The following is a 13,529-nucleotide window of genomic DNA, read 5'->3' as shown; positions in this document are numbered from 1 at the left end:
TGTATGGTGACTAGTTCTCAAGACGTTGCATTACAGGTAATTCAGCAGGCGATCGCAGCTTTAGCTAAATGGTCTGGTTTTACTCATCCTGATCTAGATAATGAATATCCAGAAGTGACTAGAGCAAAGGAAATATTAGGCTGGAAACCTGATACAAACGTTGGAACTTTGCGTTTAGTTTTTGACAGCGTAGACTTATCTGATGAACCAAAGAAAAACAAAATACAACAAAATTATCACCCACTCAAAGCAATTGACAATGACCATCAAGAATATCCAGATATTCCTTATCCTTTAGATTCTGAACCTAGTTCAGAACAACAACAAGCCTTCAAATTAGAAATTAAGCAAGCACTGAGAGATATTCTTCAAGATAACTGGGGAAACCTGTCTTTATTGATGCTGATATTAGAAAAATTTGGTTCATGTCTCAGCTTTGGGAAATCAGAGATAGCTTTGGTAGACATAGCCAGAACAACAGCAGCGATCGCAACAGCTTTACTTAACAATCCCGCCGAAGAAATTAGCTTAATTGCTGGTGATTTATCAGGGATTCAAAGATTTATTTATACTATTTCTTCTGATGGTGCTTTAAAATCCCTCAGAGCTAGGAGTTTTTATTTAGAATTGGTCACAGAAGAAGTAGTACAGCAATTACTATCAAGATTAGAGATTCCGCGAACTAATGTCATTTATGCTGGTGGTGGTAACTTATATATTTTGGCATCGGGAACTGAAGATACTAAAAAAGTCGTTCAAAAAGTAAGAGAACAATTCAATAAATGGCTGTTAGATGAATTTCAAGGTAAAGTATTTCTTGCTTTGGATTATTTAAATTTTCCAGTTACAGAAATTGCTAGTGATGAATTTGCTAATCATTGGACAAATGCAACCAAAAATCTAGCTCTACATAAATCTCAGAAATTTGCCGAACAAATTAATAAGTTTATTGCGCCAGAAGATAGTCATGAACCATGCAAGGTTTGTCACCGTGATGATGTAGAATCAGAAAAATTACAACCTCTTAACAAACATGAGCCAGATTCCGTCTTAGCTTGTGGAATTTGTTGCAGTATGTTTGATTTAGGAAGTAATTTATTTGGAGTGAAAGCAATTGTACGCTCAACTCGTGATAGCGTAAATAGTCAATTTTCTCCACTGTCATTTAAACTGCCTGCTATTGATGACTTTCCTGCCGTCAATATTTATTATTACTACTTTAAAAATTGGAAACCAATAGTACCAGAGTCTGATACAGTTCTATTAGTTAATGATTGGAATTTAGATCATTATCAATTCAAGCATTTTAAAAATGTTTTTACCTTGTTATTAGGTAACTATGGCAAGGAAAATAAAACAGACGAAAATAATCAAGAAGAAGCACAAAGCTTTCTGCGTGCTGAAGAAATGGCAGCAAAAGCCCAAGGTATTAATAGAGTCGGCTATTTAAGAATGGATGTAGACAGACTCGGACAAATATTTGCTAAAGGTTTCGGTAAAAATCAAAATTTACCAAAGTTGGCTGGACTTTCACGGGAAATGAGCTACTTTTTTAAGGTGTATTTGAATAGTTTAGCAGAGCAAAGAAATGCAAATATTCCCCAAGAAATTACACAATTGTCAGATAAAAATGAGAAATATAATATACTATTTATATATGCTGGTGGTGATGATTTATTCATTAGTGGGGCATGGAATGAAGTAGTAGATTTTGCATTTGATGTTTATCAGTGCTTTCGTGCTTATACTGGCAAAAATCCAGATATTACGTTGTCAGGTGGAATTAGTATTGATGATGCCAAGTTCCCTCTTTATCAATCTGCTGAATCTTCAGGTGATGCTGAGAAAGCAGCCAAAAATAAAGGTAGAGATAGTTTAGGTTTATTTGGACAAGTTTTTAAATGGGATGAATGGTTAGGAAATGCCAAAGTTACTAATTTTGATGATGTGAATAAAAATTATAATAATCCTGAAACAAAGAAACCATCACTGTTAGGTATTCTACCTTTTGTTCAAAAACTAGAACAGCAAAATATCGGGGTTAATTATGCTCGTAACTTTGTACGTAATCTGTTAATCACCGCACAGATACAAGAGCAAGCATTGAGAAAGTTTGAAGAAGATAACAAATCAGAGGAGGCTTTAAGCACTCGCTATTATTTGCATTTGCCAAAGATTGCTTATACTTTAGCGAGATTACCCAAGAATGTACTAGATGATAATGACTTTAGGACTTCTTTAAAAAGTCCATATAATGCGCCTTATTTTCGGGCGATCGCAACTTGGATTGAACTCTTAAACCGTAAATCAGAAAGAATATGACACAACAGACTAGACAATCAAACTCAGGTGATGATATCACCACAAAAATGGTTGATAAAATTAATTTACTAAAGCCAGGGTTAAAATCGTATGATATTCGTGAGTTGGTAAACGATACAGAAAAACTGGGAAAAGAACTAGCACCAAGATTAAAAACTAACCAAATAAGAAAGTTTTTAGACGCTGTTACCCGTCTTAAATCCAACTTAGCTAAAGATAAACAGAAAGATTTTAATACAATTCAAACCGACTTAGTTTTTCTACTGCCTAAACTAGCTTATGCTGCGGCTAGACAGCAAAAGAATAATAGAGACCCTGGGCCAGTTGCTCCCTTTAAGCAAGTTTTAGAAGCAGCAATTAAACAAGTAAAAACTACGGAAGATTTTGACAGATTTGTTCAATTAGTTGAAGCAATTATCGCTTATCACAAAGCAGCAGGAGGACAAGACCAATGACGTTATCAACACATAATTTTGAACAGAGAGATTTATTAGGCAAAGTAAGAGTTAACAGCATTATTAAGTTAGAAACAGGTATTCATATCGGAGGTGGTGGCGAAAGGTTAGATATAGGTGGACTAGATAAACCTGTTATTCGTAATCCTTTAACAAGACATCCTTATCTTCCAGGCTCATCTATCAAAGGAAAAATGCGGTCAATTTTAGAGCGTTTTTGGAAAAAACCTTTGAACCGTCAAGGTGGTAGTGGTACTTATCGCTATGAAAGTGATGATCTAGTTGATGGCTATACCGAAATAAACACAAATGATTCACCAATACTAATTAAGTTTGAAGGATCTAGAAATTGCCAGCTATCTAGAATTTTTGGATCAACTGGAAGTAATTGTTGGATTAAAGCAGAGATAGCTGCTCAAGAAAGATTAGAGCGAGTGTCTAATGTTGCACCAAAAATGGTCATTAAATCTCGTGATAACTCTCATAAATTCGCTAGATTTGCTAATCCAGCAGAAGAAGTTAAAGCTGAAGAAATTAAAGAGGAGTATGTAAAAGTTAAAGGACGCAACGCACCTGCTCGTTTAATTGTAAGAGATTGTCATTTAGAAGAAGGTTCAATTGGCTTATTAGAGCGAGTTGATACCAGCTTATACATGACCGAGTGGAAATTTGAAAACGGTATCGACCGAGTAACAGCCGCCGCTAACCCCAGACAGGTAGAACGTATACCAGCAGGCGCAGAATTTCTGTTTGAATTAGTTTACACCGTAGAAGATGCCAGCCAAGCTATAGAAGACTTACAAAATATTGCCATAGCTCTTGCCATCCTTGAAGATGACGCACTCGGCGGACATGGTTCAAGAGGTTATGGGAAAGTTAGATTTCAACACTTCAATTTTTCCTATCGCAGCTTGGCACAATACCGCCAAATGACAAATACTCAAGGGACATCTGAGATTCAACCATTTCAACCCATCGCTAACACTCAAGAACTTTTAGAGAACTTCGGAAACTTACGCAACTACATTCAGCGATTATTGCCAGGAAACGAATCATGAGTGTGTGGAAATTAGTAAAACTCAACTTTGGCCGAAGTCCGGCGCACTTTGGTGAAGTGGGAATTGGGATGGAAGAAACAAGCGATCGCGTCCGTTCCGATGCTTTGTTTAGTGCTTGGGTAAGTATTTATGCACGGTTGTTCGGTAAAGAAGCAGTTGAGGAGTTGTTACAGCAATTCCCCACTAAAGACAAACTGGAACTAGCACCCCCGTTCCGTATCAGTTCGACATTTGTTTACAGGGAAGTAGACGGAGGCGATCGCAAAATCTACTATCTTCCGCGTCCTCTGAAATTTCCTACTAACTACCCTGATGATGATTTAGCGTTTTTTAAAACCTACAAAAAACTCAACTACTTACCGCTAGAAGTGTGGCAGAGGTGGTATCAAGGGGAGGGGTTTAAAGAAAGTGATACTCAGGAATTAATTGATGAAACCAAAGATAAATCTCAGGGAGACTTAAAAACATTAGGAACTTTTGATTATAAAAAAGCCTTTAAAATTGATAAAGTTCCCAAGATTGCCGTTGATAGAGTCACCAGAGCAACCAACCTTTATCATACTGGCTTTGTGCAATTTGCTTGGGAAAAAGACAAAGCAGGTTTATACTTTCTTCTGCAATTATCTCCAGAAGGTGAAAAATTAGCAGATAAATTACACGCTGCGTTAGAACTATTGGGAGAAGAAGGAATTGGCGGAGAACGTTCGAGTGGTGCGGGAAGATTTGAAGTGAATTGGTTAGATTTACCTGAAACTTGGAAGCAGATAGTTGACTTTCAAGATGGTAAATACCACAGCATTTTAAGCTTATTTTGGGATTCTGAAATAAAAGCAGATTTCTTAGAAAATTCCAGTTACGAAATACAAGAACGGGGTGGTTGGATAGCCGAAAGTCAACTAAGGCGCAAAATGGTACGAATGTTTGCTGAAGGTTCTGTTTTTCTATCATCACCACAAGGAATGTTAGCAGATGTGACACCTCAAGAATTTGAAAAACTCAAAAAACATAAAATTTACCGTAGCGGTATTAGTTTAAGTCTGCCAATTAAAGCCAAGGAAAAATAAAAGTATGGTGGCTTCGCTTCCTTCGCATCTCCAAAAACCTGACTTTTATCAATCAAAAAGAATACAGTTAACCAGTCCTATTCTGCATATAGGTTCATCTGTATCTCGATTGAATCCATTTGAATATGTACAGACAAGTAAAAAAGTCTATCTTCCCAATCAGGAAGCATTAGCCAAGGGTTTATTATCACAGGGTGGCAGCTTTTTTAATGACTACATTCAAGCAATTGAAGAACGTCGAGACATCACCAGTCTTTTAAAACAAGCATTTGGTAATGAGTGGTGGAATGCTAAAGATACAAATGATAACCCAATTTTTCCCAAAGAAGCTATCAGCCAAAAGCTAACATCAGATAGAATTACAGATTTTTTACGTCCCATGATTCGCAATGGTATGGGACAATTATTCATCCCTGGTTCTTCAATTAAAGGCGCAATTAGAACAGCCATAGCCTATCATTTACTCAAACACGCTGATCAATATAAAGTCCCTGCGTCTAAACAGTTAAGCGCAATTGAAGAAACTTTGAGACAAAAATTAGGACAACTCAACCCATATCAGCAGAAGTTCTTAGATGATGAGCTATTTATGAACAGCTTATTCTCAGAATTTCAACTCACATATCAAGATAGAAACTTTTTCGCTAAAGGCCCAAATGCTGACTTTTTAAGAGCTATTAAAGTCACAGATTCTCAGCCATTAATAGAAGATAAAATCACCACAAAAACAGGTAAACAAATACCACTAAATATTCCTGTAGTAGCAGAAGTAGTTATTTCTAGCCGATTTCCTGATTACTTAGCCAAGTATAAAGCATCTATATATGCTGAAATGGTGCGTAATGTCCAAACAGAATTTACCCTGACATTAGATACAGAAATGCTTTCTTGGTTTAAACATCAAAAAGGAATGAGACTACCATTTAACAACCTGGATGAATTAGTGCAAATATGCCAAGAGTTTACCCAAGAACAATGGGATTATGAACATGATTATTGGCAAGATATCAAAAACAATCCCAAGGCATCAGGCAAAAACTTAGATTTTAATTACATTCGAGAATTTTATGAATCAGAAAAATGCCCCTATAGCCTCAGATTAGGTTGGGGTAGTGGAATGACAGGAACAACCGTAGATTTGTTGTTTGCAGATGAAATGCGTGAAAAAATCCGCGATACTTGTGGTTTAAAAGCACCTGGATTTGAAGCACCAAAATCTCGAAGAACAGTAATGAATCCCAATGGTGAAATTAAGTTTGTACCTGGATGGGTTAAATTTAAGAGTTTATCAAAATAATGCTAATTCGTTCTACATGGACACTCAGTGTAACTGAATCAACAGTTTTACCTCGTTCCTATAACTTGGAATTAACAAAGCAAATACATCAACAACTAGGCTTAGAAATGGGAGGAGATAAACCTGCTGTTTCTTATTCTGGACTTATTGGTTCATATTCTAGGACAAAAGAATTTTTAAATTTTCATCCAGAGGAATTTTATAAATTATCACTTTGTGGATTACAAGATATAGCATCTAAGACAATTTCTCACTTTAATTTTGCTGATTCCTTAGAATTATTCGGAGCTAAATTTAACATCATCAACCGTGAGGATGAAATTACCAGCTACGAAGAACTATACACAACTCTAGTCGGAAATGAGCCAGAACCATCTAGACGCTTTAACTTGCAATTTATCACACCCACAGCTTTTGCTCAAAGTGCAACAAATTTACCTGTACCTGTACCAACTTTAATGTTTCGTAGTTGGTTAGAACGTTGGAATCATTTTGCACCAGTTTATTTAGGAGGTGATGAATTAATAGCTTATCTGAGTAATGCAGTCATGATTAAAAGCCACAAAATTCAAACGCGAAGTTGGCAATTACATAAGGGTTTTATCAATGGTTTTGTTGGTGATGTGACTTTACAAGTTTTCAACCGTGCTGATCCCTTACTAGCGAATGTCGCTCATTTATTGGTGCAATATGCGTGGTTTGCTGGTACGGGAATGAAAACCCGCTTGGGTATGGGACAGACAATTATAGATAACGGAAAATAAATATGAGACAAATCATCACTTTCTTAGGACTTCAAGCAAAGACAACTACATATAGTTTTGAAGGTGAAAATTATAAGGGAGATGTATTTGCAGAGGCTTTGCACCAATTTTGTCAATATGATTCTATGCTAGTCTGTGTCACTAGCGAAGCCAAAAAAAAGACTTTTCCCATTTTAGAAAAATTAGAAGACTCACGTATACAAGCAGTTGAAATACCAAATGGTGAAACAACTGAAGAAATGTGGGAAACATTCTCATTTATTACTGAGAAAGTTAATGAAAATGATCATGTAATCTTTGATATTACTCACGGGCTACGTTCTTTACCATTTTTGGTATTTTTGTTTGCTGCATATCTCAAAACAGCTAAAAACGTTACAATTGAGGCGATTTACTATGGAGCTTGGGAACTAGGAATTTCTAATAATGGTATAGCACCAGTAGTTAACTTATCGGAATTTGTAGGGATACTTGATTGGATTACAGCAACTGATCAATTTACTCAAACTGGTGATGCACAGCGACTTGCTAAATTACTTAATCCAGATGGCAAAGCTAGTAATATAACAAAGAAAGCAGCAACAACTCTTTCTGATGTTTCTCTTGCTACACTACTGTGCCAACCATTACAGTTAGCAAGTAAAGCTCAAAGTCTGGAATCTGACTTATTAAAAGCTCAGGAACAATTAAAGTTGACAGCACCACCATTTGAAATGCTTCGACAACGTATTACTGACACCTTTGGTAATTTTATAGGTGACTTCCAAAAAGATACTAAAAAAGCATTAGAGGCGCAGTTTCGTTTAATTATTTGGTATCAAAATAACAATCGTTTAATTGAGGCAATGAGTTTAGCTCGTGAATGGCTAATAAATGCAGTAACCTACCGCCTCGGTTTATCATTTACTTTGAAGCTTAATACGCGTGAAAAACTAATTGCCAGAGCTATATCTGGTGTTGAGATGGTTAGCCGTAACGCTCTTGAAGTTGAAGAATTGAATGAGTACGGACGAATTATATATGATACATGGACTGAGAAAGATGGCTTGATTCAATTATGGAATGCTCTCCAACCTGTGCGAAATGGATTAGATCATGCAGGACATCAGGAGGGAGCAATGTCTGTTAGTAAAATTGTGAAGACAGCCAATGAAAAAATTAAACCGCTTCTTTATGATCTTGCAAAAACCTGGGAACTTGAGGAACTAGAATCTTGTTCTGCAAGTAACCGATAATTTAAAACAGCGATCGCACTTTCCACACCCCCAAATTCCCAATCTCAAGAGCGATCTCACTCCCCACACCCTTAAATTCCCATCCAACCAATCACGTTAGAATAAAACTGCATATCATATAGCAGAGGTAAAGCTATGAACATCGAACAAACAGTTTTAGAAACCTTGCGAGAACTACCAACAGATAAACAACAAGAGGTTTTAGATTTTATCCAATTTCTTAAATATAAATTATCGCTTCAAAACCCATTACATATATCTTCTCAACAAGAAGACATCAGAGAAGATAAAGAAATTAATGACTTTTGGTCAGCTTTACAAAACTTTAGACAAAGAGTTGATTTAGAGAGTATTGACGATGATACATTTGAGAATTTACGGGACAAATCACCGGGCAGAGAAATCAATTTATGAATCTAAAATATTTACTAGATACTAACATTTTATCAGAGGCTAAACGACCTCAGCCGAGTGAAGCAGTTATGGCCAAGCTAAGGCTGTATAGTCAAGAAATATCCACAGCTACCCTAGTTATCCATGAGATGCTATATGGCTGTTTACGTCTGCCTATTTCTACAAAACGTCAAGATATAGAAGATTATATAAATAGTGTAGTTCTAGCACAAATACCTTTATTTAATTATGATATAAAATCTGCACAATATCACGCTCAAGAAAGAACTAGATTATCAAAAATTGGTAAAACTCCTGGTTTTATTGATGGTCAAATTGACAGTATTGCAGTCACAAATAGCTTAATTTTAGTAACTAATAATGTGGCAGATTTTCAGGATTTTAATGGTATATACATAGAAAATTGGTTCATTAATTAAGGTAGTTACTAACAAATTCAGCGATCGCACTCCCCACAACCCCAAATTCTCAACCTCAAGAGCGATGCCTGCGGAGGGTTGCGCCTATGCTTTTGCCAATTGACATACAATCCCAGACTATCAATTTAGAACTTATGCACTTGATATAATATTTTTTAATATCACAAATTCATCAACTCATTATGGACAGTATCACTATTTCTAACCTAGATGAAAACATCAAAAATATTCTGCAACAACAAGCAGAAAAAAATGGTCGTTCTGTAGAAGCAGAAATCAAAGAAATTTTGCGTATTGCTTTAACAGAAAATCAACAACCTCCTATTAATATTGTTACGATGCTAGAAAAACGCTTTGCTCATTTGGGAGAATTTGAAATACCAGAAATCCAACGCGAAGCTATACGCCCCATACCTAATTTTGAATCATGATTATTCTTGATACTAACGTATTGTCAGAACTCATGAAACCCCAAGGGTCTATAGTAGTTCGTAATTGGGCAGCACAACAGCCTGTGACAAGTTTGTTTACTACAACAATTACATAGGCTGAAATTCTTTATGGCATAACTGTCTTACCAGAAGGAAAGCGTAAATATGAACTCTACCAAGCTGCAACTTTAATGTTTACAGAAGACTTTTTAGAGCGTATCTTACCATTTGATGAATCTGCTGCAATAGCTTTTGCTAATATTTCAGCCCAAAGACGGCTCAGTGGTACTCCTATGTCTCAAGCTGATGCTCAAATTACTGCTATTTGTTATTCCCATAATGCAGCCATAGCAACTCGTAATGTTACTGATTTTCTAGGCTGTGAAATTTTTATTATTAATCCTTGGGAGAATAAATTCTCGTAATTCATGACTTTTATTGATGATGATATTAGCAGAGAAGTTAAGCGATCGCACCCCCTCCCACACCCCAAATTCTCAACATATCCAAGCTACTTAAGTCTTGATTTTTGGAGATTAACGCGCAAATCTCTACCCTATTTTCTCAACTACACCTTCTAATTGTCTGGCTCATTTACTACCTTTTGCATAATTATATACCTGTAACGCATCTGCATCAGCCTTACTACCTATCAGCAAACAAATATTGTTAACTAATTCTTGCAAATGAGTCAACCCTAACAAATTCTTCAAACCAATCAAACACTGAATTAAAGATAGCTAAATAAATCCGCACCTATTGCAGATTGGCTTGTTTCCCGACTCCGACGTAAAGCTTGTTCTAAAATACCCATTGCCAATCCAGGTAAAACCTTTGATTCATGAACACGTTTACTACCCTTATCTCCCATAACATAAGGGATAATTTGGGTATTCTGCACATCTACTACCCAGTATTCAGGCACACCTAAATCTTCATAAAGAGAGCGTTTTGTCCCTAAGTCATCTAACAGCGAAGATTTAGCAATTTCAATCACCAAATCTGGTGCAGGATAGCGATTTAAGTTGACGATTTTTGTCCCACTAGGAACAGATTGAACGTGTTTTTGAAAGTAATAAGCTACATCTGGCTGACAATCTTCTAATTTAGGTTTGCGAAAGGTAGTATGGTCTAAACCCGTAGCTGGAATTCCTTTGAGTGTAGTAAATAAACTAATACCAAATATAATAGTCATGTAGTCTTGAGCATGATCAGAAAAAAATGGTGGCATTTCTAGCCTCATATGTCCTTTGTAGTAGTAATGTTTCTCCTCAACATTAAGTAATTCTGCTAGTGTTTGTAAGTATTCTTGCCAAGAAACCGGAATCCATGTATTTACCGGTAAATGGGTTTGAGCTTCACTCATACTTTCGCCCCTATGCCATTAATCTATATCTTTTGTAACCCAATTTTTTCAGTTTTTAATCCGTATTTGGACAGTTAACGTCAAATAGTTGAGTTTCTAAAAGAATGTTGAGTTTAATAACGCAATGTTGCACTTCTGAAGACGATATTTTGTGTGCGGAACTCAATTGATGGTGTTCAAGAGGCGATCGCTATATTTTTTTAAGTATCAAGTCTGAGTATTTGTAGCTATAATTAAATTATATTTTTCTATTTATATAGAAAAATCGTGTTGCTGAATTTAGATATGATGCACAGCCTGATGAAATTTTCTCCTGACTTCCCCTACATTCCTTTTTTGCTGATCTAAATTCATCCTGACTAGATGCAACACCCAATTTTCCAGGGAGCAATTACTGTGTATTAAAAGTTAAGTAGTGGAAATACTTGGCTTTTAGATATCACTAATTTTTACTCTTCAAACTCTCAGTAAATATTAACTAGCCATGCAACTAACTTATCGCGCTGTTAGGTATGAAGTGAACCCTACAGATGTTAAAGCAACTGCAAGCTACAGCACAGGTATCTATCGTGGTGTGAAAATAAATATTCCCACTCCTGTAGCAAAACCTCAAACTTACTCTCCCCGTCAACTGAAGTATCGCGGTGTCATCTACATCATCTAGTCAAGCTTGACTAAAAGAGTGCTGAGTAAAAAGTAAGATTCATTGCATCGGCTAAACGCCGCACTACCACAGCACATAGATCACAGCCCCTCTCTTACAAAGTTTAGATGCCTGCGGCTTGCCACTTGCAAACCCATAGCGAAGTGAGGGGTTGTACTCAGAACTCAGCACTACTGAAGCAAAGACTAGGCAAAAGAAAGGATCTTTAGTTTTGGCATTTTGGCACATATCATACTTTTGAGGTTGGTATTGTGATACTCGCGAATGTCTTTGTGCGACAATACCGACTTGCAGAATCCCTTGGCTAACTACCAAGGGTATTTTTTCTCTCCAACTCAAATTCTCTCTTCACAAAAAAATTACCTCCAACGTAGACACTTGAGGAGGCAATGATCAAAGACATTTAATTGTGGACTAGTCTAGTTACTAATTTATCTGTTATGTAAAATACATTCCCTCTATCTTTGGAGATAGTACAGGTTACATTTTTCCGTAATCAAAGGTACTATAGTGATTCGCTTTGATCCCTGCAATCATTTGCTCAGGAAGGGACATAGATAAAAGGTAATAGAATTGTGATTGGGTAGACGCAAGGAAACCTAAAACCGATATCCATGTTGGGTTTCGCTTTGCTCAAACCAACCTGCATCTAATACTAATGATCTAAAATGACTACATAATTACCTATCCATAAGAATATTAAATTACCATAACAACATTAAGCAAATATAAAATCAACACTTTTGGTGGTAAATGTTAACTAATAATAATTTTTGCAGCAAATCAGCATATCAATATATAAATATTGCCTTAATGTAAGAAATTTTAAAGACGGGGTTACAATAAGAATGAAGATGCAAATGGTTTCTTAGCAAAACCATGAATGTAAGTTGCTTTCGCCCAATTGCTCCTGTAGCAAGTTGATGTGCTGTGGTGGTAGGAAGTAGCAGCATATTGGCTGGGGGGATATCTCGTAAATATTGCTTGAACAAGAGCTAAACACTCTTGCTCATCTAACTTTGGAATCTCAACATTGCACAAAGTTTTGAGTGTATTTGTGTCAAGCAACTGCATATATTTTTTTTGCCTGGCTAGTTACCCAGTGCAGACAATCTCTTGTCAATTATCCCAAAGCCTTGCGAGATTTAACATCCAGAGGAATCAATGACTAACACTAGTTTTACCAAAGCAATAAATACATATAAACCCCTGTCCGAAGAGCCGAATTTATCAGGGAAAGTGCAGATAAAAAATGGTAATAAAACCGAATCGTCTAGACAGCGAGAACCTAGAACTGATTTTGCTGCTACCAATGATTCTAACCGTGGTCGAGTTGCGATTTTTATTGATGGAATTAATCTATTTAATGCAGCTTTACAACTTGGTATTGAAATCGACTATCTCAAATTACTCTGTCGTTTAACTGCCGGTTCGCGGTTATTGCGGGCATTTTTTTACACCGGAATTGACATTTCTAGACCAACTACTAATCGTCCTCGCAACAACGATAAACAACAGGGTTTTTTATTTTGGATGCGGCGTAATGGTTATCGTGTAGTCACCAAGGAAATTCAGGTGACAGATAACACTAAAAAACCTAATTTAAACGTAGAAATCGCCGTCGATATGATTACCCTAGCTCCCTACTACGATACTGCCGTTTTAGTGAGTGGAGATGGCGATTTAGCTTATGCTGTGAATGCTGTTACTAGTACAGGTGTGCGGGTAGAAGTAGTTAGTTTGCGAACTATGACTAACGACTGTTTAATCGATGTGGCTGATTATTTTGTAGACCTCGATAGCATTAAACACCATATTCAAAAGGATTCCCATTTGGGGTACAGCTATCGCACCATGTCTCATTCCAGTTTGTAAAACCATCACATATTGTTAACAGTTAACTTTCGACTGTTCAATATCTATTCATCCTAAAGACTCTGTGAGAATTTACGATGTCCAGATCCCTGACTTATTTTAAAAGTTGGGGATTTAACTTTTTTGTAGTGTTAAATTAATTACTATGAGAACTATCAACATTGA

Annotated in this window: 13 protein-coding genes and 1 pseudogene; 13 read left to right on the top strand and 1 reads right to left on the bottom strand. The window is 36.4% G+C overall.

Features of this window, described 5'->3' with window-relative positions:
- Positions 1-3: 3 nt before the first annotated feature.
- The 11 genes and pseudogenes from cas10 (at position 4) to ACQFX9_RS22120 (ending at position 9,884) form a co-directional block, all read left to right on the top strand.
- A complete protein-coding gene (gene cas10, locus ACQFX9_RS22170; protein ID WP_427158537.1) occupies positions 4-2,322 on the top strand; it encodes a type III-A CRISPR-associated protein Cas10/Csm1 in 2,319 nt (772 codons plus the stop codon).
- A complete protein-coding gene (gene csm2 / locus ACQFX9_RS22165; RefSeq protein WP_427158535.1) occupies positions 2,319-2,777 on the top strand; it encodes a type III-A CRISPR-associated protein Csm2 in 459 nt (152 codons plus the stop codon). The genes cas10 and csm2 overlap by 4 nt, the downstream gene beginning before the upstream one ends.
- Positions 2,774-3,835 (top strand): type III-A CRISPR-associated RAMP protein Csm3, encoded by a 1,062-nt coding sequence (csm3, locus tag ACQFX9_RS22160; protein WP_427158533.1) that lies wholly within the window; start codon positions 2,774-2,776, stop codon positions 3,833-3,835. The genes csm2 and csm3 overlap by 4 nt, the downstream gene beginning before the upstream one ends.
- Positions 3,832-4,899 carry a type III-A CRISPR-associated RAMP protein Csm4 gene (gene csm4, locus ACQFX9_RS22155; RefSeq protein WP_427158531.1) on the top strand — a complete coding sequence of 356 codons (1,068 nt, stop codon included), beginning with the start codon at positions 3,832-3,834 and terminating at the stop codon, positions 4,897-4,899. The genes csm3 and csm4 overlap by 4 nt, the downstream gene beginning before the upstream one ends.
- Positions 4,900-4,903: 4 nt before the next feature.
- Positions 4,904-6,196, top strand: a complete 1,293-nt coding sequence (gene csm5 / locus ACQFX9_RS22150) for a type III-A CRISPR-associated RAMP protein Csm5 (protein ID WP_427158529.1) — start codon at positions 4,904-4,906, stop codon at positions 6,194-6,196.
- Entirely contained in the window at positions 6,196-6,960 is a 765-nt protein-coding gene (gene cas6, locus ACQFX9_RS22145; protein ID WP_427158527.1) for a CRISPR system precrRNA processing endoribonuclease RAMP protein Cas6, read from the top strand. The genes csm5 and cas6 overlap by 1 nt, the downstream gene beginning before the upstream one ends.
- Before the next feature lie 2 nt (positions 6,961-6,962).
- Positions 6,963-8,195, top strand: a complete 1,233-nt coding sequence (gene csx2, locus ACQFX9_RS22140) for a TIGR02221 family CRISPR-associated protein (RefSeq protein ID WP_427158525.1) — start codon at positions 6,963-6,965, stop codon at positions 8,193-8,195.
- Between the two features lie 135 nt (positions 8,196-8,330).
- Entirely contained in the window at positions 8,331-8,609 is a 279-nt protein-coding gene (locus ACQFX9_RS22135; protein WP_427158524.1) for a hypothetical protein, read from the top strand.
- Positions 8,606-9,028 (top strand): type II toxin-antitoxin system VapC family toxin, encoded by a 423-nt coding sequence (locus ACQFX9_RS22130; protein ID WP_427158523.1) that lies wholly within the window; start codon positions 8,606-8,608, stop codon positions 9,026-9,028. The genes ACQFX9_RS22135 and ACQFX9_RS22130 overlap by 4 nt, the downstream gene beginning before the upstream one ends.
- A 182-nt stretch (positions 9,029-9,210) precedes the next feature.
- Entirely contained in the window at positions 9,211-9,459 is a 249-nt protein-coding gene (locus ACQFX9_RS22125; RefSeq protein WP_427158522.1) for a FitA-like ribbon-helix-helix domain-containing protein, read from the top strand.
- A pseudogene (locus tag ACQFX9_RS22120) lies at positions 9,456-9,884 on the top strand (type II toxin-antitoxin system VapC family toxin). The gene ACQFX9_RS22125 and the pseudogene ACQFX9_RS22120 overlap by 4 nt, the downstream one beginning before the upstream one ends.
- A gap of 305 nt (positions 9,885-10,189) precedes the next feature.
- On the opposite strand, the gene ACQFX9_RS22115 reads toward ACQFX9_RS22120, so the two are convergent.
- Positions 10,190-10,825 carry a Uma2 family endonuclease gene (locus ACQFX9_RS22115; protein ID WP_427158520.1) on the bottom strand — a complete coding sequence of 212 codons (636 nt, stop codon included), beginning with the start codon at positions 10,823-10,825 and terminating at the stop codon, positions 10,190-10,192.
- A 484-nt stretch (positions 10,826-11,309) separates the two neighbouring features.
- Here ACQFX9_RS22115 and ACQFX9_RS22110 point away from each other — a divergent pair, with 484 nt between their 5' ends.
- Positions 11,310-11,489 (top strand): DUF4278 domain-containing protein, encoded by a 180-nt coding sequence (locus tag ACQFX9_RS22110; protein ID WP_427158518.1) that lies wholly within the window; start codon positions 11,310-11,312, stop codon positions 11,487-11,489.
- 1,164 nt (positions 11,490-12,653) lie between these two features.
- Positions 12,654-13,364 (top strand): NYN domain-containing protein, encoded by a 711-nt coding sequence (locus ACQFX9_RS22105; protein WP_103136197.1) that lies wholly within the window; start codon positions 12,654-12,656, stop codon positions 13,362-13,364.
- The last annotated feature ends 165 nt before the right edge of the window (positions 13,365-13,529 follow it).

Origin of the sequence: Aliinostoc sp. HNIBRCY26, assembly GCF_050235535.1 — a bacterium.
Taxonomy (GTDB): domain Bacteria; phylum Cyanobacteriota; class Cyanobacteriia; order Cyanobacteriales; family Nostocaceae; genus Trichormus.
The sequence above is the reverse complement of the archived record's forward strand: the minus strand, read 5'-3'. Positions and strand labels throughout refer to the sequence as shown.